This is a genomic window from Gardnerella sp. 2492, assembly GCF_050320365.1.
Taxonomy (GTDB): domain Bacteria; phylum Actinomycetota; class Actinomycetes; order Actinomycetales; family Bifidobacteriaceae; genus Bifidobacterium.
Genome location: NZ_CP186952.1, coordinates 205,920 through 228,606 on the forward strand (window position 1 = coordinate 205,920; position 22,687 = coordinate 228,606).

Consider the following 22,687-nt stretch of genomic DNA (forward strand, 5'->3'; position numbering starts at 1 on the left):
CGCGATAAAAAACTCTGCTTTAAAAAAATTCACGTACGTGAATGTAAAAAAACTAAAGCAGATTACTAAAACAGTGCATAAAACATATGGGGGTAAAATATGGCACAGTTTCGAGTTGATTCAGAACAAATTCAGCAGGCAGCAGCTGCAGTTGGTACCTCGGTTAGTGCAATTAGAGAAGCAGTTAACGGGATGTATGCCAACCTACAGCAATTACAAAGCGTTTGGACGGGTGCTGCAGCAACGCAGTTTGCGTCGACCTCTGGGCAATGGCGTGCGGCACAACAGCAGATGGAATTGTCTTTAGAGGCAATTCAGCAGGCAATGCAACATGCTTCAGGCGTATATCTTGATGCTGAAACTCAGGCTACTTCCCTATTTGGAATGGGCTGATTAGTTTAATTACAAAAGTAAAAGTAATGGCGGCATACTCATCATGAGCGTGTCGCCATTACTTATTTTATTAGCAGTTTATTTATGAGGACTTAAACTACTTTTTATTTAGTAGCCCATGTCAGCGCCGGCCTGTGGTGCAGCAGCTGGCTTTTCAGGCTTGTTTGCAACAACAGCTTCAGTAGTCAAGAACAAACCTGCAATAGATGCAGCATTCTGTAGAGCAGAACGAGTCACCTTAACTGGGTCAGTAACACCAGCAGACATCAAATCTTCGTAAGTGTTAGTTGCAGCATTGAAGCCTTGACCTTCTGGAAGTTCGCGCACCTTGTTAAGTACAACATCTCCAGAAACACCAGAGTTCTGAGCAATCTGCTTGATTGGAGCTTCTACAGCGCGGAACACGATTGCAGCGCCTGTAGCTTCTTCGCCCTTAAGCTCAGTGATTGCCTGAGACTTCTCAACCTTTGCAGCAGCCTGAACCAAAGCTACGCCACCGCCTGGAAGCAAACCTTCCTCGATAGCAGCCTTAGCATTACGAACTGCATCTTCGATGCGATGCTTGCGTTCCTTAGCTTCAACTTCAGTAGCAGCGCCAACCTTAATAACAGCAACGCCGCCAGCGAGTTTAGCAAGACGCTCCTGAAGCTTTTCGCGATCGTAATCAGAATCAGTGTTCTCAATTTCGGCGCGAATCTGAGCTACGCGAGCGTCAACATCTTCCTTAGAACCAGCACCAGAAACGATAGTTGTTTCATCCTTAGAAACAATCACCTTAGCTGCATGGCCGAAAACAGAAGCATCGATTGAATCAAGTTTCAAGCCAAGGTCGTCAGAAACAACCTGTGCACCGGTCAAAATAGCCATATCCTGAAGCATAGCTTTACGACGATCTCCAAAGCCTGGAGCCTTAACAGCAACAGTATTGAAAGTGCCACGAATCTTGTTCAAAACAAGTGTTGGCAATGCTTCGCCATCAACATCTTCAGCAATAATAAGCAATGGCTTGCCGGACTTCATAACGAGCTCAGCAATATGAACAATATCCTGCTGGCTTGAAACTTTGCCAGAAGTTAACAAAATGTATGGGTCTTCAAGAACAGCAGTCTGATCTTCTGCGTTAGTGACGAAGTAAGGGGAAATATAACCCTTATCGAAACGCATACCTTCAGTGAAGTCCAAATCAAGACCGAACTTGTTGTTGTCTTCAACGGTAACAACACCGTCCTGGCCAACCTTGTCCAAAGCTTCAGCAATTTTTTCGCCAACTTCAGGGTCTGCTGCAGAAATAGTTGCAGTAGCAGCAATCTGATCCTTAGTTTCAACATCCTTAGCAGAAGCGAGAAGTTCCTTAACAATCGCTTCAGAAGCTTTTTCAATACCGCGGCGAAGAGCAATTGGATTGCTTCCTGCAACCACGTTCTTTAAACCTTCATGTACAAGAGACTGTGCAAGAACTGTTGCTGTTGTAGTACCATCGCCTGCAACGTCATCAGTCTTCTTAGCAACTTCCTTAACCAACTCGGCGCCAATACGCTCATATGGATCTTCAAGATCAATTTCCTTTGCGATGGAAACACCATCGTTGGTAATGGTTGGAGCGCCATAAGTCTTATCAAGCACTACGTTGCGACCTTTAGGACCAAGCGTAACTTTTACAGTATTAGCGAGCTTGTCAAGACCTGCGAGCATACCCTGACGGGCGTCCTCTTCATAGGCAATAATCTTTGCCATTTTTCCTCCACATATCGTAACTATGGAACTTTCACTCAAACGGTAACAATAAGTTATAGCCAGCCGTCAGCTGCCAGCTATCACTCTCAACCTTCGAGTGCTAATTGGTAGATTAGCACTCTCTGCGCTCGAGTGCCAGCTTTTAAGAAAAACAATTAGTAATAATTAAAAAATAATTAAAAAAGAAGCTGACAAAAACAAATTATGCCAGCTTCTTAAATATATTAAATTATTTGATAAATCGTGTTCTAGTAAGTAGTGTGTTTTGACTTACTTATAAAAACTTACTTGCATAGAACCACTGTAATTGGGGAAAGAATACCAGGTTCCTTTTCTACATTGCTAATACCCAAAGTCTTAGCAACTTCCTCTGCAGTAGCTTTATTTGCTTCATCTTTATACCAAACTACAGAATCGCTAGGAACCTTACCTGAAGGGTTTCCGGCAGAAACATTTGTGAATCCTGCAGACTTGAGTTTTTCAGCATTTTTAGCAGCATACCCTTGAGTCTTAGTGCCATTAATAACTTTGACAGCAACAGACTTATTAGCAGTGCCAGCATTGTTATTGTTGTCAGAAGTGTTCTCATTTGAAGAGTCTTTATTTGAAGAATCTTTATCGGAAGATTTACTATCTTTAGTATTCGACTTTTCAGAGTCTTTGTCATCTTCCGCGTCTTCTTGATTCTTCTTATCTTCAGACTTCACTTCTTTCTTAGCAACGGTCTGAGTAGTAGTAACTTGCTTATGGCTCCACGGCATATGCCAATGCTGTATTTCTCCAGAAAGCACAGCCCAAGCCAAAAAGCCTAAGAAAGCAGAAACTATTAACACAACAAGGTAAGGCAAAAGTACGGAATACCAAGCGCGGTTGCCGCGGTGCACTCCAATCGGACCTTCAGGTGGATTGTCGAATGCATCGGGTGTATCAGACACGTTTCTTGTTGTTCGCGCCATAATAGGAATCCCTCCAAAGTATAGAACAAAGCAATATGCAACCTATAGTACAGAATGCCGGTCACAAACACGTCAAAAAATACTAAATGTTTTGCAATTATTTTGAAAAATTTACAGCATAAAATATTCAGAAAATATTTGCCTCACCTATGTTTTACAGTTACTAGCATGAGTGTTGATCATATAAAACCTATGAATGAACTTATGGATCCAAGTTGGGCTGAAGCATTATCTACAGTGGAACCACAGATACGATACATGGGAAGATTTTTACGCAATAGAATTGCTCAAGGTCATCGTATTCTTCCTGCAAGTAGCAATATTTTACGAGCGTTTTCGCAGCCTATAAGTGAGATTAAAGTTCTTATAGTTGGTCAAGACCCATACCCTACTCCAGGGCATCCTGTTGGATTAAGCTTTTGCGTGGCTCCTGATGTTAAACCATTGCCAAAAAGTTTAATCAATATTTATAAAGAGTTAGTTAATGATGTCCACGTGCCTTATCCTGCAAATGGTGATTTAACTCCATGGACGAAGCAAGGAGTAATGCTGTTAAACAGATGTCTAACTGTTGAAGCTGGTATGGCCAATAGTCATCAAGGAAAAGGTTGGGAACAGGTTACTGATGAGGCTATTCGTGCTTTGAACAGAAGAGTAGATAAGAATGGAAAACCATTGCCGCTGGTAGCTATTTTATGGGGGCGTAATGCTCAAACTCTTTCTCCGCTTTTAACTAATGCCGTACTTATAACATCACCTCATCCAAGCCCACTTTCTGCTTCTAGAGGATTTTTTGGATCTCATCCGTTTTCTAGGGCGAACGATGCTCTTAAAAAAATGGGTGCAACTGCTATTAATTGGGAACTTCCTTCAGGCGATAATTTAACAAATGCAATTTGCAAGTGAAAGCAAGAATATTTTCGTAAAATTTTGTAATTAAAACAGTTCAAAACGGCGAAAAATGAGCAGTACTACATATCAGCTACCATAGTATCTATGGCATTATTTCCACCTCAACCGCAAAAACAGTCTTCTGGTAGCGCAAACAATCCGGTTCCTGCACCAGCACCGACTGCAAATACTCTGGCATCATCTTCCAGAATTCCAAGACCTCGCGTAAATCTTCCTATGGCGCATTCTGCTTCATCTAAAGTAAGCAATACTAGCCAGCCAAGTGCAGTTGGTATAACTAACGAAGATGTTATGCGAGTTAAGCAAATTGTTACAGTAATTCGTACAAGATTTGCGTACACTTTAGTTGGTCAAGATTCACTTCGTGAATTACTGATTTTAACTCTTGCAGCAGGTGGCCACGTTCTTATAGAATCTGTCCCAGGTTTAGCTAAAACAACTGCAGCACAAACTCTTGCAACCGCGATGTCAGGTAGTTTTAAGCGAGTACAGTGCACTCCAGATTTGATGCCAGCAGATTTGATAGGTACTCAGGTGTTTGATTTCGCTTCGCAGCGTTTCACAACACAAATTGGACCTATTCACGCAAATATTATTCTTCTCGATGAGATTAATCGTTCTAATGCAAAAACCCAGTCAGCTATGCTAGAGGCCATGGCAGAAGGTGCAACTACCATTGGCGGTGAGCGTATAGCACTGCCTCAACCATTTATGGTTATTGCTACTCAAAATCCTATTGAAGAAGAAGGAACTTTTAATCTTCCAGAAGCACAGATGGATCGTTTCATGGTAAAAGCTATGTTAACTTATCCTACTGCTGATGAGGAAGTTCGTATGTTACAGCTTCTTACTAAGCGCGGATCTGATGTAATTGATCCTTCTACTTTAAAAACTCAGCAAATTAGTTTGCAAGATGTTACTTTTTTGCGTGCTGTTACTAAGCAAGTGCACGTATCTGAAGCAATTATGAAGTATGCTGTTGATATTGTTGCTACATCTAGAGGTGAAGGAAGTCACCCAATTCCAACACTTTCTTCACTAGTTAGAGTAGGTGCAAGCCCTCGTGCTTCTATATCTTTAGTTCGTATTGGTCAAGCTCACGCCCTGCTTTCAGGACGAGATTACGTAATTCCAGAAGATATTAAGCTTTTCGCGCACGAAGTCTTAAGACATCGTATACTGCTCACATTTGAAGCTCTTGCAGATGGTATGAGTAGTGACCAAGTTATAGACGCAATAGTAAAGACGGTTCCTACCCCATGATCGGTGCTATCCGAAAAAACGCTAGTAATGCTAATAGTATGAGCTTAGATTTAGAACGAAATTATTCTAATTCTATTAACTCGGTTAATAGTTTTTTACGAAAGAATATTTCTTCAAAAAAGCTTGTACTATCTGAGCCTGCTCGTTTAGTGCGCAGAAGAATTGAATTGCTTACTAGAAGTACAGATTTGCCTCTTGCAAGAAAATCTATTGGAATGCTTGAAGGAGATCACTCTTCCAGAAGAAGATTTGGTACAGGCGACGTTATCGATATACATTCGTGGCAGCCTGGCGATGAAGCGAGAATGATGAATTGGTCTGCTAGTGCTCGTACTGGTCAGCCGATGGTATCTTCTAGGGAAAGAAGCTGCGCGTCTAAAACGTGGATACTTTTAGATACAAGCACACAAATGAGGGGTGCTTGCGTATCTGGTGAGTCTCTTTATGAAGCTGCATCAAACGCTGCGTTACTTATTGCAAGCTTGAGCATTAAACGTAATGACGCTGTTTCTTTAGTAGGAGTAGATGGCAAGAAAGTTGAGCAATTAAAACCTTCAAAAAGTCTTGCGGATTTTGAACATGAAATAGACAATCTTCTACTTAGAAGTTTGCATAATAGCAGAAATATTGATGATTTACTGTCGTTTGCTTTAAGCATTAAAAATCATAATAACCTTATTGTTATTGTTACTGACAACTACGCTTTATCTTGCAAAAATAATGATAAGTTGCGAAAAATTGCGCAAACTCATGTACTTATTGTTATAAACATTAATGCATTAAACCCTTTCGATTCTTCAAAGCAAGTAGATTTGATTGATGGAGTCACTTTGCGTAAAGTTCCAGCATTTTTGCGAGACAAGAATATTATGCAAGAGGTTGAAAATAGTGACGAAATAAGATTTAACAATATGCAAGATCTTCTTTCTTCAATCAAAGCTACATACATTTGCGCTGAATCAAGTGAAGAGATTCTCAAAAAAACAGTACATCTTATTACTAAATCAACTTCATACTTAAATAGTGAGGTACAAAATACTGAAGGTAAAAGTGGAGTTGTCGCATGAGTAAAATACAAAATATTCAAAACGAAGCGCATTACGATTACCTTCTTTTAGGCATTGTTTTCGTAAGTATTTTGATTTTTGTTATTTCTGTAGTAGCAATTTACTTATCATTCAAACACGTACCCTCTAAAAATTTGGCTTCAAAAATAGCTGATGAAGCTGCTCACTCTCACAATGCCGATAGAAAAGCTTGGAGAGAAAAAATAGATAATATTGTTTCTAAATACCATAATAAAACTATTACTAAAGAGGAGGCGTTTGCAAAATTATCTGCTGTTGCTAAAGAATATATTTCTATTATGAGTGGCGAAAATATTGAGTCTCATACTCTTTTAGAGATTGGTTCTTTGCGAAATAAGTGGTCGAATAAGAATGGTGTTGATAAGCTACGTCAAACTATAGCAGCATTGTATCCTCCTGAATTTGCAGATAAAAATTTCAACACTCAAGCCAAAAATGCAAGCGTTGATCAGGCAGCAGAGTGGGTTCTTTCTTTGCTTGAAGGATGGCAAACGAGAGGTAAACGAAAATGAGCAATTTGTTTGAATCATTATGGCCTTGGAGATGGTGTTGGCCTCTCGTTTTGCTCGTCGGCATAGTTATTTCTGTAATTGTTGTGTTATTAGTGTTAGCTTCTAGCTGGTTGCAGTCACTCGTAAAATCAAAACAGTTCACAGAACATGTGCACTCTGAAGAAAACTATGTGTTTACACTTGACGATAATCTTCAAGGAATTCTTGCAAGTATAGCTTGGAGAAGATGGAGACTTCTTAGAAGATTTGCTTCAATAATGCTTTCTTTGACTTTACTTTCTACACTAGCTTTAGCTGCTAGACCTGCAAGAGTTTTTAACGCTAATGAGCAAGCAAGTTCGAGAGATATTGTGCTATGCTTAGACGTTTCTGGCTCTACTCTTCCTTACGATCGTGAAGTTTTGCGATCATATATGAATTTAGTTGATCATTTTCAAGGTGAACGTATCGGTTTGAGTATTTTTAACTCTACTTCTAGAACAGTTTTCCCTCTTACTGATGATTATAATTTAGTGAAAACTCAGCTTAAGTATGCTTCAGATTTGCTCGATGGCGTGCAATCACAAAATGGTATTGATAATATGCAAAGAAAGCAGTATCAGCAGATTTCAGACTGGTTAGACGGTACACAAAATAGAAAAAACTCCACATCGCTAATTGGTGACGGTTTAGTAAGTTGCGCAGCTATGCTTCCTGGTTTTATTTACGGAAATGCTCACAATGAAACTAAAGCTGCGAATCGTTTCAACAGAACTGCTTCCATAGTTTTAGCGACCGATAATGTTGTATCTGGAAAACCAACTTACACTTTGCAAAAAGCGCTAATTTTAACGCAACTTGCTCGTATTAAAGTAGACGGATTATATTCAGGTTCTCAACAAAGCGTAAATAATCCTGCAAGTTTAAATATGAAAAGTCTTATCGAAAAATATGGCGGCGCTTTCTTAACCTTAAAAAGCGATAATTCTATAGAATCTTTAGTAAAAGAAATTGAAAAACGCCACTCAGGATCCGATCAGACATCCACTCAATCTGCTTTAAGTGATGATCCTGGGATTTGGACTATTCTAACTATTTTAAGTTTTATGATTTGGCTATTTGCAGCAAGGAGTATGAAGCGATGAGATTTACTTCAATTTCCTTGAAAGATAGTGGAAATATTCCTGGAGCTGGAAAATTAGTGTTTTCACCAACTTTAGGATGGCCAGTTGCGATTATCCTTATTCTTCTTCTCACTGTTGGAATTTTGTATGAGCTGTTTTCTTTTAAACGCAGTAATTCAACTAATTCTGACGAAACTTTAGGGATGAAATTAAGACGAATAGCAATCTGCTTTACTCTTATGACTTGCGCTTTAACACCTAGTATTATGCGTACTACGTGGCAAAGAGCAGTAAGTGCTACAAACGTTATCATTGTAATTGATAATACTGGTTCTATGAATGTGCGTGATGCTTCTTACTCAAAAGATAAAAATATTCAGCGTCTAGAAGCTGCGCGCAGTATTGTGTCTGACATAACTAAAGCTTATGCAAACGCAAGTTTTAGTGCTATACGTTTTGGATCTACTACTTCAGTTGATGTTCCTTTAACTCCTGATACTAAAGCTATTGATAATTGGGCTTCGGCTTTAAGAACAGAGCCGACTGGCATTTCTACAGGAACTAGTCTTGACTGTCCACTTAATAAAACTTTACTTGTGCTTAAATCAATTCATGATGCTCACCCAGACGATGTTACTGTAATGTATTTAATAAGTGATGGTGAAGAGACGACTAGTAGAAAGCGTCGCTCGTATTCTCCACTTCGCGCTTATTTAACTCACTCTTACATCGTTGGTGTAGGTAGTAAGCAGGGTGAGAAAATTCCTGTTTCAGATGAGCCTGTTGATGATATGGCAAACGGAACTATTAATTCTGGTAGTAATAGCAAAAATACCAATAGCCAGAAGTGGGTTATTGATCCAGCTACAGGCAATCCTGGAATTTCTAAGCTTGATGAGAATAATTTGAAAAATATTGCTGATGAAGTAAGTGGAACTTATGTTTATTCGCAATATCAGCATAATCTAGGTTCTGAAGCAAAAAGTATTCTTTCAAAACAGTGGAGAAATAATGAGACTGCAAAACCTCGTTTGCGCCCTGAACCGGTAGTTTGGCCTTGTGCGATGATTGCGTCTGTGCTTGTGCTATGTGAACTAGCATCGTGGGTAATTACATCCAGGAGGTTGGTGTGATGGCAAAATTAGAAAAGCATCATAAAGTGACATTGAGGAATTTTATTCGCGTAATTTCAGTATTATGCGCAATTTTATCGATACTACTCTCCTACTTTGCTATTACAAATTTTCGCGCGCAGAATGCGTATAACGCTGCCACAAGAAGTCTTATAGCTAATATTAAAGCTTCAAAAAAGTTGGATGTAGACAAAGATATGCTTAGAATTCAGCAGCAACAGACGGACGCTGAATTTTATGATGCATCTTCTAAAGGTTACGCTATTCTTTTGCCAGAATTGTCGGAAAGCATTAGGCTTAATGCGGAAATTTCTAAAAAGTTTACTAAAGAATTGCAGAAAAAAGTTGAAGACGAAAAACGTTCAAATAGTAAAAAAATAGTAAATGGCGAAGATACTTCAGAAAAATCTACTAAGGATAATAACGATAAAAGCAAGTCTTCTCAAAGTAATCATCCGCAGGCTAGCGAGAAATCTAATCCCGAATTAAGTAAAAATCAGAGAAATCAAGTTGAAAATTTGCTGAAAAATAATAATCATACCGAACACTCTGATGACGACAGTAGCGATGATGCTGATTCTAATAATCAGAAAGGAAAAACTATTGGGACTGCAAGAGACAGCAGTAATAGTACAAAGCCTTGGTAAAAAAATTTTTTAACTTTTCAAAAAATGCAAACAAAATAGCGTTAGAAATGGCTTAGTATAGCCATTTTTGCGCTTTTAATAGGCTGTATCCACAATGGTATTTTTTTAATGACATTTAGCACAAAATTGTGTGTAATGCTCATATGACAAATTTTTACGAATGGGAATGGTTAGTGCCACGCACCAAAGAATGCGTGTACAAGATTATAGCTGAATTGCGCTCGAATGAATTATGTGAGTGGCAGGGATCTGCTTCTCAATATTTTCGCAACGATTTAGAAAACGTTGCTTCGCAAGCGCAAGCTATGTTTGAAAATTAGGGGGAAACTATGCCTTGGAAAGTATTTTCAAGTGTTACAGGTGGGGAAAAACTTTCTGTAGCTGATGAAAAAGCATACAATAATTGCGCTAGTAGATTGAGGAATATAGCCTCAGAACTTTCTTCGTTAAGTATTTTGTGGATGAATGCTGCATCGAGTTTGCAAATTAAGGAAAGCACTCAAGCAAATTACGGTGGACAGAATTTAGGCAATAGCATTACAAGTAAGCTAAGAAGAAATGAGCAATGCGTTGTTCCAATGACTGGAAGCATACTAACTTCGGCTATTTGTAGCTCACGAGCAAGGAGTTGTAATGAAATATCTAAAAGGTTAGAAATTTTAGCTTCACTTCTTATTCGAGCAAATAACCTGTATTCTGATTCTGAGAAGAATTCTCGCGAAAAATTTGACAATATTGTGTCAAATACAGTTTCCGTAATGCCAATATTATCTATTCCGTTTTTTGCTGGAGCTGGAGTTGCTATATTAAAAGATCGCATAAATAATAGTGGTTTTAAGAATTTTTCTAAATGGTCTCGTAGTACAGCACCATTGCAGCAAGGTGTTATGAAAGGCTTATCCAGAAATTTTATACTAAATGCAATAACAGGAATGCAATTTGATGTTATTACTGGTAAGCAATTTAATAAATTAGTTAAAAATTCTGATGCTATTAAAAATAATTGGGAAAATTCAGTTGGATTTGCTTCTGAATCTTTAAGTAGAATTAGTGCGCCTATCAAAAACAAAATGCAGGGAAATACTTTGAAAGTTACTAAAATACCTCAATCTGTAAATTCTTCTAAAAATGTATTTCCGGAAGAAGGTAGGACTATATCTCAAGCTTTGAGAAATCTTACAGAACTTGGTAGTGGGAATTTTGGAGTAAAACCTCCAAAATTAAATCCTGATGCTGCAACAATTGCTATTCAACGTTTTAGGAAAAAAGACGGTAATGTATCATGGTTGGTTACTATTCCTGGAACAGACGGTAAATCACATTCACCGTTTGGCTGGGAGCAAAATGCTGAAGTTATGAGTATAAGAAGTGATACCAGAAAGCAGGCAGATAGTACAAGAATGGTAGTAGAAGCAATGCGTAAATCTGGTATAAAAAGTAACGATTCAGTAGTTCTTATTGGACATTCTCAAGGTGGAATTGTAGCCGCAAGTATTGCAAGTGATTATTCTAAACAGTACAACATTAAGCATGTTATTACCGCAGGCTCTCCTATTGCTAATCACCCTATTCCTAAAAATATTTCTGTAACGAGCATAGAAATGGATGATGAGCTTGTACCAAATCTTGACGGAAAAGAAAATCCTTCACGAAAAAACTGGGTTACTGTTAGAGGTCATGCTAGTTACGTAAATAAATCTTCTATAAAACCGAATTATGGTAGCGTGATTTGCTCTGGTAGTTTACTTCCAAAAGGTAAATATAATTTCGGTTCTTTAGTAGAGTCAGTACCGGAGGAAGAAACTCTTACTCACGATTTGCATTATCACGAGGCTGCTTATGATGATGCATCTCGGCTAGGATCTAAAGCTATACGTACGCAAGAGAAAAATTTTAAAGATACTATAAACGGAGAGTTGGAAAGTACTACATTGTGGCAGGGCCTTATGCAATAACAACACTTTGAGAATAGCAATGATTCGCGGGGATGCTGTAATCTTGCAAGTATGAAGCTTACTGATATTTCTCCTGCAATTGCTCTTACTCCACTTGACGGACGCTACCATAATCAGACTGTTGATCTTGTGGAATATCTTAGTGAACCAGCGTTAAATCGTGAACGAATGCGAGTAGAAGTCGAATGGATGATTCTTCTTGCAAATGGTTACGAAGCAAATGGCTACTCTCCTATCGTTGATGGCGTTAAGCCACTTAGTGAAGAAGAATGTGAGTATTTGCGTAATATTCCTGAGACTTTTGATAAGGATGGTATTGCTCGCCATGCTGCTCATGAAGCTATTACTCACCATGATGTTAAAGCAGTTGAATACTACATTGACGATGCTTTAGATGAGGCAGAAAAGAAATTAGGTCACGAAACACAGTTATCTAATCTCAAAACGTTAGTTCATTTTTCTTGCACAAGCGAAGATATTAATAATCTTTCCATTGCTCGTTGCGTGAAAAATGCAGTAGAAAACGTTTATAGGCCGAATTTGAATAAAATTGTTGATTTCCTAACGCAAAAAGCGCAGGAATATCGTGAGATGCCACTTCTTTCTTTAACTCACGGTCAGCCTGCAACCCCTACTACTTTAGGAAAAGAACTTGCAGTATTTGCGTACCGTTTACTTAGACAGCAGAAGCGTTTAGATGCTCAAGAGTATTTAGGTAAGTTAAATGGTGCTACCGGAACTTATGGAGCGCACTTGGCTGCCTTCCCAGAAGCTGATTGGCTTGGTATTGCTCAAGAGTTTGTTACTAACAGAATGGGTCTTACTTTTAATCCTCTTACAACTCAGATTGAAAGTCACGATTGGCAGGCTGAGCTTTACGGTACAGTAAGTCACATCAATCATATTCTTCACAATCTTGCTGTTGATGTTTGGATGTATATTTCTCGAGGTGTTTTCGTACAAGTGCCTGTAAAGGGTGCTACAGGATCTTCTACAATGCCGCATAAGGTAAATCCAATTCGTTTCGAAAATGCTGAAGCTAATCTTGAGATTTCGTGTGCAATGTTTGATACGTTATCTGCAACTCTTACAGAGAGTCGTTGGCAGAGGGATCTTACGGATTCTACAACTCAGAGAAACATTGGATCTGCTTTTGGTTACGCTCTACTAGCTTTGAATAATTTGCTTGGTGGACTTAATTCTATACATCCAAATGAGCAGAAAATGGCTCAAGAATTGGATGATAATTGGGAAGTATTGGGCGAGCCTATTCAAACTGCTATGCGTGCTCAAGAAATTGCTGGAGTGCAAGGCATGGAGAAACCATACGAGCAGGTTAAAGAGCTTATGCGAGGTCACCAAATTTCTAAAAAAGATGTGGAAGATTTTATTGCTTCGCATGATTTCGACGAGAACACTGCTGCTCATCTAAAAGCATTAACTCCTGGAACTTATACGGGTCTTGCTTCAAAGCTCGTAGACTTCATAAAGTAAAATCGGAAGAACTTTTACATAAATTACATCGTTTTTCTGTAATGTTGTGGCCAGTGGTAAACTTCTGCTGGCCACATTTAGATAACAACAATGAGTATGAAATCAGCAATTAACCCAAATCTGACTATAGAAGACTCACAGCCGAGCTTAGTTCGTAGCTGGGCTGATTTGTTATATGCTATTACTTCTATAGCTATTGCTGCTGCAATGATTATGTCGACTTTGTGGCTTTCTGCAACAACTGCTGGCGTTGAACGTGATGCTAAAAGTGCTGGTAAATTACTTAGTTTGATGGTAAACGGTTTACCATGTTCTCTTTTACAGCAGGCTGTTACTCTTATCGTTGTTGCTGAAGTCATAGCTCATATGGTAAATGCTAAACGTTGGCTTGATACAGCTATATCTGTTATTACGCTTTTTATAAGCTACGGCGCTATATGGCTTTTTTCTTATGTAATATTTTCTACGAATAATATCGTACTTTTAGATGCTATGCGCTCTCAGTCTTCTGGAGCGTCTACTGAGCTTCTTCCAGATATTTATGCAGTTTTAGTTGCGTTTTTAACTGTTAGTGGTCCGCACATAGAATATAAGCATGTTAAATGGGGTTGGAATGCTCTGTTTATTTCTACAGCTATTTTTCTTTTTGCATCGTGGCATTCGTACGCTGGAGTAATTGTTTCTTATTGTGTTGGACGAGCAATTGGAACACTTATTCGTTTTGCAAAAGGTACTCAAAGTAAGGGAGCTTGGGGAGACGATATTGTTCTTGCTTTGCAAAATATTGGTATTGATAATTTAACGCAACTTACACGTCGCACTCAGCAAGCTGATCATACTGGAGTTTTGCGTTCTAGTTTAGATGATGATTTAATTGAAAATTCTAGACTTTATGACGCTACTGATATTCATGGAATGCGTTATGTAATTTCAGTACTAGATAATCAAGTGCATTTGCCAGGATACTTAAATCAGTTGTGGCAGTGGGCGCGTTTGATTGATATTTCTATGCGCACTGATCGTTCGGCTCGCCACTCTGTTCATCATCATTTATCAATGATTTTAGTGCTACGTAATTTGCACTTGCCAACAGCTAACGTTTACGGTGTAAGCGATAGTGATAAGTCTTCTATAATGGTTTTTCACGCTTCTAACTCTCTTGTGCCGTGTAATCTTAATACGCTAACCGTTGAAGATTCTGCAAAGCTTATGCGCTACCTTGATGCTGCTAATACTCGTGGAATTACGCATGGTCGTATTACTCCTGAAACTTTGGCAAGATTAGAAGATAACACTCCTGTTATTGCTGGTTGGCAAAATGGTGATGTTGCTAGCGATACAACTAATATTGCGCTTGATAAAGTGCAGTTACTTACGTTAATTGCTGCTTGCACTACGATTGATCAGGCTATAGAAGCCGCAATGGATGCCTGGGGTGCTGAGAAGTTAGCTGCTGTACTTCCGTTTATGCAAAAAGCTGCTATTCCTGCTTCTACCAGGTCTCTTCCTTCTTGGAATAAGAAACTTTTTGAACGTTTACGCGTTAGTTTGAGTGCAAAAGTTGCTTTGCACACTGACGAGGATGATTACGATACTGTTCGTCTTTCTCGTTTCAATTTGAGATTCTTTGTGACCCTGGTTTTAGCTCTTGTTGCTGTTGTTGTTACGATTACGCAACTTCATGCTCAAGAAGTTGCTATTGCTCTTCGTAATGCCGATACTGTACTGGTTCTACTTTGCTTTGTGTGTAGTATGTCAGCTTGGGTTGGATCTTCTATTACTCTTGGCGCTTTTATGGATGAGGATAAGCCTGGTGCTACTACCCTATTTATGTCTCAAGCAGCGTCTGGATTAACTGCTGTTTCTATGCCAGCTGGAGTTGGTCCTGCATTCGTTAATATGCAACTTTTGCGTAAAAACGGTTACGATAATGCTCAAGCTACAGCTGTTACTAGCGCTGTTTGGCTTATTCAGGCTTTAGTAACATCAATGTTCCTTCTTGTTATTGGTATTTTTACTGGAAGAAATGTTCTTTCCGGTATGATTCCAACCCATATGCTGGTAACTGTTATTGGAATTGTTACTTTAGTGATTTGCGTTTGCATGGCTGTTCCTAAGATTCGTAATGCTATTAGAAGGCGATATCTTCCACTGCTTTCTGATTACGGTAAGCAGATTAAAGATATTGTGAGCGATCCTTATCAGCTTTTTTCTGGATTATTTGGAGCTGTAATTCTTGTAACTTCTATTGGTATTGGTTATTGGATTGCTCTTCTAGCATTCGGATATTATGCAAATCCTTTGGAAACTATACTACTGTTCCTGTTAGCTAATGCTGCAGGCTCTGCAGTTCCAACTCCTGGCGGTTTAGGTGCAGTCGAGGCATCTTTGACATTTGCATTTACTTCAGTAGGAATTCCTCCAACTATTGCTCTTTCTGCAACTCTTTTGTACCGTCTCATGTTCTACTGGTTGCGTATTCCTATTGGAGCTATGGCAATGCATTGGCTTAGTAGCAAGGAAATGATATAAAAAAACTTCATTTTGCTGCATTTTGGCATATATTGTATAAATGTTTCTCTCTTAGTATCCTATTTTGTTATTTGTAGGACAAAATATGTTATTTTTTAATAAATTTTTATAAGAAATATTTATAAAAACGGCTAAAAATGAGGTATTTGTAGGGAAATTGTACTAATATCGAGTATGAACGTGGTCTTCGAATTTAAGAAATGAAGGCCCCTAGCACAAAGGATGCTGCATGGCATACAACAAGTCTGATCTCGTTTCGAAGATCGCTCAGAAGTCCAACCTGACTAAGGCGCAGGCCGAAGCCGCCGTCAACGCATTCCAGGATGTGTTCGTTGAGGCTTTGCAGTCCGGTGAAGGTTTGAAGCTCACTGGCCTGTTCTCTGCAGAGCGCGTAAAGCGCGCTGAGCGCACTGGCCGCAACCCGCGTACCGGTGAAACCATCAAGATTCCTGCTTCTTATGGCGTACGTATCTCTGCTGGTTCCCTGCTTAAGAAGGCTGTTACCGCCTGAGGCTGAATGTGTGATACACGCATTTGTGTGTGGAGAACAATTAAGGACGTTCCGTTGTTGGAACGTCCTTAATTTTTTTGTTTAAAAATTTAGCGCTATTCTCACAACTTTTAAAGATTTTAAGTATGTAAGAATAGCGCTTTTTATACACTAATTACTCTCGTTCCATTTTTCTCAAACGAGGTTCAGCACTATCTTTTGCACCAGTAATACGATATACGTCAAATACGCCTTCAATCTTTCGTATAGCTGCAAGAAGAGTTGCTAGATGCTGAGGATCAGCCATCTCAAAAGTGAATTGGCTTGTAGCAACCCTGTCATCTCCAGTAGCAATAGTTCCAGAAAGAATGTTTACACCATGATCTGAAAGAACTCTAGTTACATCTGAAAGGAGATGTTGTCTATCAAGTGCTTCAACTTGTACTTTAACAAGGAATAGGCCTTTATCACTGGTCCACTGAACAGGTATTACGCGCTCAGACTGTGACTTTTGCAAGTCAATCATATTTTGACAATCTGTTCTGTGCACAGATACGCCCTGATTGCGTGTTATAAAGCCAATAATGTCGTCACCAGGAACTGGCATGCAGCATCTTGCAAGTTTTACCCATACGTCTCCTACTCCGCGTACAGATACCCCTAGAGCGCCGTGTGACTTGCGATTTCGTTCCACCTTCTTAAGAGGTAAAGCTTCCTGCTCTACTTCTTCTGCAACTTCATCAGCTCCAGCATCTTTCACTAGATGTGAAATAACATTCTGAGTAGAAATCTGACCTTCGCCAATAGCAGCATATACAGAATCTACATTAGCTGGAATATTAAGCTCATCGGCAACACCAATAAGAGCCTGTGGTGTCATAAGAGTAGCAAGTGGAAGATTACGCTTTCGCATTGCGCGAGTAAGCTCATCTTTTCCTTCTTCAATCGCTTCAGAACGGCGTTCCTTACTGAACCATTGACGAATCTTATTTCTTGCTCTAGGGCTTTTTACAAAGCTAAGCCAATCCCTAGAAGGGCCAGCAGTATCTGATTTTGACGTAAGAACTTCTACAGTATCGCCATTAACAAGTTTCGTATCAAGAGGAACAAGCCTACCGTTTACGCGAGCGCCCATCATTCTGTGACCTACTTCAGTGTGCACAGAATATGCAAAATCAACAGGAGTTGCTTCTGCAGGAAGAGCTACTATGCTTCCTTTTGGAGTAAATACGTATACTTCAGAAGCACCCAAATCTTGTTTTAAAGATCCTAAGAATTCGTCTGAATCAGGTGTTTCGCTGGTCCAATCGGCAAGCTGCTGAATCCATTTAAGATTATCTGCTTCACTTAATTCTTTCTTATCTTCAAGCTCACCTTCGCGTTTGCGGTCGTTGCTATCTGGTTTGCTTAAAGCTCTTCCGGCTTGTCCGTTTGCTTTATACTTCCAGTGGGCTGCGATACCAAATTCTGCTCGCCTATGCATATCCCAGGTTCGTATCTGTATTTCTACAGGCTTTCCTCCAGGGCCTACAACCGTGGTGTGAAGACTTTGATACATGTTTAGTTTTGGAGTGGCTATATAGTCTTTAAAACGTCCAGGAACAGGGCTCCAGCGTGCATGTACAGCTCCAAGAGCAGCATAGCAGTCGCGTATGGAATCGACTATGATTCGTACGCCTACAAGATCGTAAATATTTTCAAAATCGTGTCCTCGAACAATCATCTTCTGGTAGATGGAGAAGTAATCTTTTGGACGTCCCTTTACGGAAGCTTGAATACGCTGTTCGGATAAATCAGAGTTGATTTCTTCAAGAATTTGTCGTAAGTATACTTCTCTCTGTCCTGCTCGTCGGGCTACAAGTACAACTATTTCATTATAAATTTTTGGATAAAGTACTTTGAAACTTAACTCTTCAAGTTCTGTTTTAATGGCGTTCATGCCTAATCGGTTTGCGAGAGGAGCGTAAACATCAAGAGTTTCTCTCGCTTTTTTGTGTGAACTTGTTGATTTTACGTATCTCCATGTGCGACCGTTATGTAAACGATCTGCTAGTTTTACTACAAGAACTCTGACGTCACGGCTCATTGCAACAATCATTTTGCGAATTGTTTCTGCCTGAGCACTGTCGCCATACTCCATTTTTGAAATTTTTGTAACGCCGTCAACTAATCCTGCAACTGTGTCACCAAATTCTGCTCTACATTCTTCCAACGTATAATCAGTGTCTTCAACTGTGTCATGGAGTAGTCCTGCAGCTACAACGATAGGGCTCATACCCAAATCTGCGAGAATCTGCGCTACTGCAAGTGGATGAATAATATACGGTTCACCGGATTTGCGTCTTTGCCCTGTATGCTGTTTTACTGCTCTATCGTATGCGCGATGAAGAATTTCCATATTCGCTTGAGGATGATGCCATTGGCACATTCGCAATATTGGACATAATGGGTTGCGTGGGTCGTTGCTAATTTCGCATCCAAGCTTATTAGCACTTTTAATATCGTCATTTTTCTCGCCCATAGTAGCCGCACCTCCCGTGTTTATTACTATCCTAGCGTTCAGAAACGCTTCGTGTACACGAAAATAAAAAATAATTGCACAAGTTTTTTCTTACACAAAAATACAATAAAATCCGACTCAGTAAAAACTGGTCGGATTTTACACGATTTAGATTATTGTATTCCTGTTGATCCAAATCCTTTATCTGATCTGTCAGATCCTGGAAGTGTTTCAGCAGGTATAAATTGTGCTTCTACATATCTCTGAATAACAAGCTGAGCAATACGATCCCCACGATGGAATTCTACAGAATGTTCTGAATCCAAATTAATAAGAGGAACCTTAATTTCACCTCTGTAGCCTGCGTCAACGGTTCCTGGAGCATTAAGAACTGTCACGCCCTGCTTCACAGCAAGACCAGAACGTGGGTGCACTAAAGCTACGTAACCGCATGGAAGCGCAATTGAAATTCCAGTAGGCACAAGAGCACGCTCAAAAGGTCGCAAAATAAAATCTTGAGTAGTTCGTAGATCAGCTCCTGCATCTCCAGCATGTGCGTAGCAAAGCGGTTTCATTGGAGAAGTCGTATTGCTATCAAGATATTTAATAAGCACTTCTACCTGTTCGGGGCCAGTATAGGTCTCGTCATATGACATCAGGCAGCGCACTCCTTACAAATAGGTTGTCCGTCAGCAGTGGTTTCCGCAAGCTGACTACGATGCTTCACAAGGAAGCATTCTGAACATATAAATTCATCACCCTGCATAGGGATAACAGTAACTGACGCATCTTCATTACTTAAATCAGCGCCAGGAAGTTCGTAATCCTCAGCAATGGCATTCTCATCATCGTCAATGTCGCTAGCAGAGTTTTGTGAACCCTTGCTCAAAGCTTCCAATGACTCCTCGTCCTCATCTTTGCTACGAGGAGAATCATAATCCTGTGCCATTATGGTCCTTTCGTCTCCTAGAGTACTTTACTTACCCTTACGCGCATAGCATACAGTAACCTACCCCCTCATGTAACTAATTTCTTATATTTAATATAAAATAGTCAGAATGCAGACTATGGACTAAAGTATGTATTTAGTATTGTTATATGCGAAGAAAGTGGTGCACAATGCTTGAAAATCCGCCAAAAGAGGCGAGTTTCGATCATGTGAATGCTGACGGTGATTTGATTTTCATTTGTGAAAACACGCCGCTGGTAGTTCATTTTGACGACACGCTGGAACGCGCCATTGCTGAAGCTCAACGTAGAACTCGTAAGCAAAGCGATGATAAAGACGCTAATGATGTTGCACAAACAAATACTGCAACATTGCCTATTTCTCAAATTCAGGCTTTGATTCGTGCCGGTGTTGATCCGACTCATGTAGCGCAAAGATATCACGTAAGTGAAGCACAAGTACGCAGATTTTCTGCTGGAGTTGAAACAGAAAAACAGTACGCTATCGAACAGTTCCTACTTGTTCCTGCGCCTAAACAAAGTAATATGCGTACTCTTTCGGAGATTATTGAACGTACTCTTGCAAAAGCGCATATTGGTATGGAAACAGTTAAATGGCATGCTACTCGAAGAGGACTAGAACCTTGGCGAATTAGTGCAGAATTCAAAACTGCTACTCGTACTATAAAAGCTGAGTGGACTTGGAATATGCATGATAACACTGTTACATGCGCCAATCCTTCTTCAAGACTGCTTCTTGGCGAAGAGTCTGTGCGATCTGATTCATCAAAACAAGTTCAATTCGGCGGAGCATACAGAGACACTGTAAGTATTGACTTCCCATTTTCTCACGATGAACTTCCTGGAAATTCTATACGTTCTGCTCGCATAGAACGAGCCGTTTCACAGTGGGAACTTAAGAATGCTGATAATAATGCGGTTCCTGTAGACACAATTGCCTCTTCAAAAACAGCTGACGGTTCTTTATCAAATAATGCGGCTTCTACAAACCGACAAAATTTGAAATCCAACGCAACAAAAGAAAAATCTGTTTTAAACACAGTTTCATCTAAAGAAAACACTAAAAACAGTAAGCTTGATCATGTTAATGCTTTTACTCAAGATGCTTTAAACGTGACAAGTGATAATGAAAATGCTGCATCTAATAACAAAGTCAATAATTCTAAATCGGAAGCAGATAAAACTTCAGATAAGAATTTAGATAAAGAATTAGATAAGAGTTCAGATAAAAAGAATAATAGTAAAGAAACAACTGTTATTGGAATAAGTGCTTTATCTAGAAAATCTCCTGCAAAATCTGCAAGCAAGAATATAGATAACAATAAAGCAAAAAACCAGAACGATTTAAATAGCATTACGAACGTTTCTGCAGAAAATCTTCCAGACGACGCGCATGCTCAACGAGATCGTACTGAAGTTGTTGACGTACAAGCTAATACTGTAGATAAAACGATAAATGAACGTCACAAAAAGCGTACTGGTCGTTCTGCAGTACCAAGCTGGGATGAAATATTATTCGGCGAGGGATAAATTAGATAAATTCTAAAAAGAGCGTGGAATAAAGTTAAAGTTCATTCCACGCTCTTAGTTTTTGCGGACTTTTTATTCGCCACTATTATCCACTTATCACTTACTTATTCGCTATGCTAATCGAAGCATAGCAAGATTCAGCACTAAACCAAATCAATAAGGCAAGGAATATCAACTTCCATACGAGTCATAGAACCATGTACGCTAGGCAAGCTCATAGCTTTTTCTGTTTGCGTACGAGAATCTACAATAGTCCACTCATCGCGAGCTTGTACTAAAACATCTCCTAATACTTCCCTGGTTTGTGAACTAACTTCACCAAAAACACCATCATCAATAACTTGATTTTTAGTTCGAACTAAAGCCTTATCCTCAAGAATACTTCTCCATCGATAAGCAATATCATCAGGGTTTACATCACAACTTGCATAAAGCATTACAGAACGAGGCTCACCGCCCACCATAGCAACATCTTTCATTAGATCAGCGTTCTTAGCGATATCAACACATTTATTAGGATCTGATTGAATCATGCCATGATCTGCAGTAATAACAATAACCGTACCTGGAGCACAATTTTTCTGCAGTAAACGCAACTGTGCATCAACCTGTTCGAATGCTGCAACCCATTGCTCAGAATCCCAACCATAATTGTGGCCAACCTTATCAGTATCTCGTAAATACAAGTACGTTAATCCAGGAGTCTTAGTAGTCTCAGCAGCATTCATAATACGCGCGCGAGCAGTACCTCCCGTTATGTAGCAAGCTCCACGAAAAGCAGCATTTGTAAGCGGAGAATTCTCAAATTTTGGCAAACCAACATTATCTACTCTAATATCATTCGCAGAAAGAGACTCAAAAATAGTCGGTTCCTTCTGCAAATCAGTAGGATTAGGAGCATTCTTAAATTGAATTAATTGAGCAAGTTCACCAGTTTGTGCATTCTTCTGCGTATATCCTGTCATAGAAGTTAAACCAGGACATGTTCCTGTACCGAATGTTGCCATTGCAGCAACAGTAGTACTTGGAATACAGGTTGCGAGTGCGCGCTGGTTAATACTGTTATTTAAAAGTGATCGCAAGTAAGGAGCATGCCCCTGACGCATAACAATATTCCAGTACCCTAAACCATCAACAAGAACAACTACAGCTGCTCTAGCTTTCGGAATTCCAAGAGAATTGCGTAAAAATTCTGGATTTGAGTGAACTGCTGTAGCAATAGGAAAATCAATAGCGTCTGTTAGTGCAGGAAGAATTGAAGATAAGTGAAAAGCGCCACCAATTTTATGCTCTTCACTATTTGATTCGCTAGTTTTATTAAACCAGTCTCCATAACCTTCATAATTTACAAAACTCAGTAGTTCCTTCTGTGAATGTACTTCAACGCTCATACTAACTATTGAACCACTGAGAACTAAATTAACAAAATTGTTTTATAAACATAATCGTTTTACATAAGTATTTTTTATAAAAACC

The 22,687-nt window shown here is 39.4% G+C and carries 20 protein-coding genes; 14 read left to right on the plus strand and 6 right to left on the minus strand.

The features are described from left to right. Positions 1-99 precede the first annotated feature (99 nt). Complete coding sequence (locus tag ACPFYS_RS00770) at positions 100-393, plus strand: WXG100 family type VII secretion target (RefSeq protein WP_427876959.1); 294 nt, start codon at positions 100-102, stop codon at positions 391-393. Positions 394-501: 108 nt separating this feature from the next. Here ACPFYS_RS00770 and groL read toward each other — a convergent pair whose 3' ends face one another. Together groL and ACPFYS_RS00780 are read right to left on the minus strand one after the other, a co-directional pair. Continuing rightward, positions 502-2,127: a chaperonin GroEL gene (groL, locus tag ACPFYS_RS00775; protein WP_427876961.1), complete on the minus strand. Its 1,626-nt coding sequence runs from the start codon at positions 2,125-2,127 to the stop codon at positions 502-504. Positions 2,128-2,411: 284 nt separating this feature from the next. After that, a complete protein-coding gene (locus ACPFYS_RS00780; RefSeq protein ID WP_427876963.1) occupies positions 2,412-3,083 on the minus strand; it encodes a LytR C-terminal domain-containing protein in 672 nt (223 codons plus the stop codon). Between the two features lie 168 nt (positions 3,084-3,251). On the opposite strand from ACPFYS_RS00780, the gene ACPFYS_RS00785 reads away from it, so the two are divergent. From ACPFYS_RS00785 to ACPFYS_RS00840, 12 genes are all read left to right on the plus strand, one after another. After that, entirely contained in the window at positions 3,252-3,989 is a 738-nt protein-coding gene (locus ACPFYS_RS00785; RefSeq protein WP_427876964.1) for a uracil-DNA glycosylase, read from the plus strand. 81 nt (positions 3,990-4,070) lie between these two features. Continuing rightward, positions 4,071-5,258 (plus strand): AAA family ATPase, encoded by a 1,188-nt coding sequence (locus tag ACPFYS_RS00790; protein WP_427877548.1) that lies wholly within the window; start codon positions 4,071-4,073, stop codon positions 5,256-5,258. A 38-nt stretch (positions 5,259-5,296) separates the two neighbouring features. Further along, on the plus strand, positions 5,297-6,325 hold the full coding sequence (locus ACPFYS_RS00795) for a DUF58 domain-containing protein (protein ID WP_427876966.1): 1,029 nt from the start codon (positions 5,297-5,299) through the stop codon (positions 6,323-6,325). Further along, complete coding sequence (locus tag ACPFYS_RS00800) at positions 6,322-6,858, plus strand: hypothetical protein (RefSeq protein ID WP_427876967.1); 537 nt, start codon at positions 6,322-6,324, stop codon at positions 6,856-6,858. The genes ACPFYS_RS00795 and ACPFYS_RS00800 overlap by 4 nt, the downstream gene beginning before the upstream one ends. Further along, complete coding sequence (locus ACPFYS_RS00805; protein ID WP_427876969.1) at positions 6,855-7,982, plus strand: vWA domain-containing protein; 1,128 nt, start codon at positions 6,855-6,857, stop codon at positions 7,980-7,982. Before ACPFYS_RS00800 ends, ACPFYS_RS00805 begins: the two co-directional genes overlap by 4 nt. Next, a complete protein-coding gene (locus tag ACPFYS_RS00810) occupies positions 7,979-9,094 on the plus strand; it encodes a vWA domain-containing protein (protein ID WP_427876971.1) in 1,116 nt (371 codons plus the stop codon). The genes ACPFYS_RS00805 and ACPFYS_RS00810 overlap by 4 nt, the downstream gene beginning before the upstream one ends. Beyond that, positions 9,094-9,741, plus strand: coding sequence for a DUF6466 family protein (locus ACPFYS_RS00815; protein WP_427876973.1), 648 nt, complete (start codon positions 9,094-9,096; stop codon positions 9,739-9,741). Before ACPFYS_RS00810 ends, ACPFYS_RS00815 begins: the two co-directional genes overlap by 1 nt. A gap of 194 nt (positions 9,742-9,935) precedes the next feature. Beyond that, the gene (locus ACPFYS_RS00820; RefSeq protein WP_427876975.1) at positions 9,936-10,061 is read left to right on the plus strand and encodes a hypothetical protein; all 126 of its coding nucleotides are present in this window, start codon (positions 9,936-9,938) and stop codon (positions 10,059-10,061) included. Between the two features lie 9 nt (positions 10,062-10,070). Continuing rightward, entirely contained in the window at positions 10,071-11,696 is a 1,626-nt protein-coding gene (locus tag ACPFYS_RS00825; RefSeq protein ID WP_427876977.1) for an esterase/lipase family protein, read from the plus strand. 51 nt (positions 11,697-11,747) lie between these two features. Then, the gene (gene purB, locus ACPFYS_RS00830) at positions 11,748-13,190 is read left to right on the plus strand and encodes an adenylosuccinate lyase (RefSeq protein ID WP_427876979.1); all 1,443 of its coding nucleotides are present in this window, start codon (positions 11,748-11,750) and stop codon (positions 13,188-13,190) included. A 96-nt stretch (positions 13,191-13,286) separates the two neighbouring features. Continuing rightward, positions 13,287-15,722, plus strand: a complete 2,436-nt coding sequence (locus tag ACPFYS_RS00835) for a lysylphosphatidylglycerol synthase transmembrane domain-containing protein (RefSeq protein ID WP_427877550.1) — start codon at positions 13,287-13,289, stop codon at positions 15,720-15,722. Between the two features lie 229 nt (positions 15,723-15,951). Then, complete coding sequence (locus ACPFYS_RS00840; RefSeq protein WP_004119480.1) at positions 15,952-16,233, plus strand: HU family DNA-binding protein; 282 nt, start codon at positions 15,952-15,954, stop codon at positions 16,231-16,233. A gap of 154 nt (positions 16,234-16,387) precedes the next feature. On the opposite strand, the gene ACPFYS_RS00845 is transcribed toward ACPFYS_RS00840, so the two are convergent. From ACPFYS_RS00845 to ACPFYS_RS00855, 3 genes are all read right to left on the minus strand, one after another. Beyond that, complete coding sequence (locus ACPFYS_RS00845) at positions 16,388-18,733, minus strand: RelA/SpoT family protein (protein ID WP_427876982.1); 2,346 nt, start codon at positions 18,731-18,733, stop codon at positions 16,388-16,390. Positions 18,734-18,885: 152 nt separating this feature from the next. Next, entirely contained in the window at positions 18,886-19,368 is a 483-nt protein-coding gene (gene dut / locus ACPFYS_RS00850) for a dUTP diphosphatase (RefSeq protein WP_427876984.1), read from the minus strand. Continuing rightward, positions 19,368-19,661: a DUF4193 domain-containing protein gene (locus ACPFYS_RS00855; RefSeq protein WP_427876986.1), complete on the minus strand. Its 294-nt coding sequence runs from the start codon at positions 19,659-19,661 to the stop codon at positions 19,368-19,370. Before ACPFYS_RS00855 ends, dut begins: the two co-directional genes overlap by 1 nt. A gap of 170 nt (positions 19,662-19,831) precedes the next feature. Between ACPFYS_RS00855 and sepH the strand changes: the two genes are divergently transcribed. Beyond that, positions 19,832-21,211, plus strand: coding sequence for a septation protein SepH (sepH, locus tag ACPFYS_RS00860; RefSeq protein ID WP_427876988.1), 1,380 nt, complete (start codon positions 19,832-19,834; stop codon positions 21,209-21,211). Between the two features lie 143 nt (positions 21,212-21,354). On the opposite strand, the gene ACPFYS_RS00865 is transcribed toward sepH, so the two are convergent. Then, positions 21,355-22,602: an alkaline phosphatase family protein gene (locus ACPFYS_RS00865; protein ID WP_427876990.1), complete on the minus strand. Its 1,248-nt coding sequence runs from the start codon at positions 22,600-22,602 to the stop codon at positions 21,355-21,357. Between the last annotated feature and the right edge of the window lie 85 nt (positions 22,603-22,687).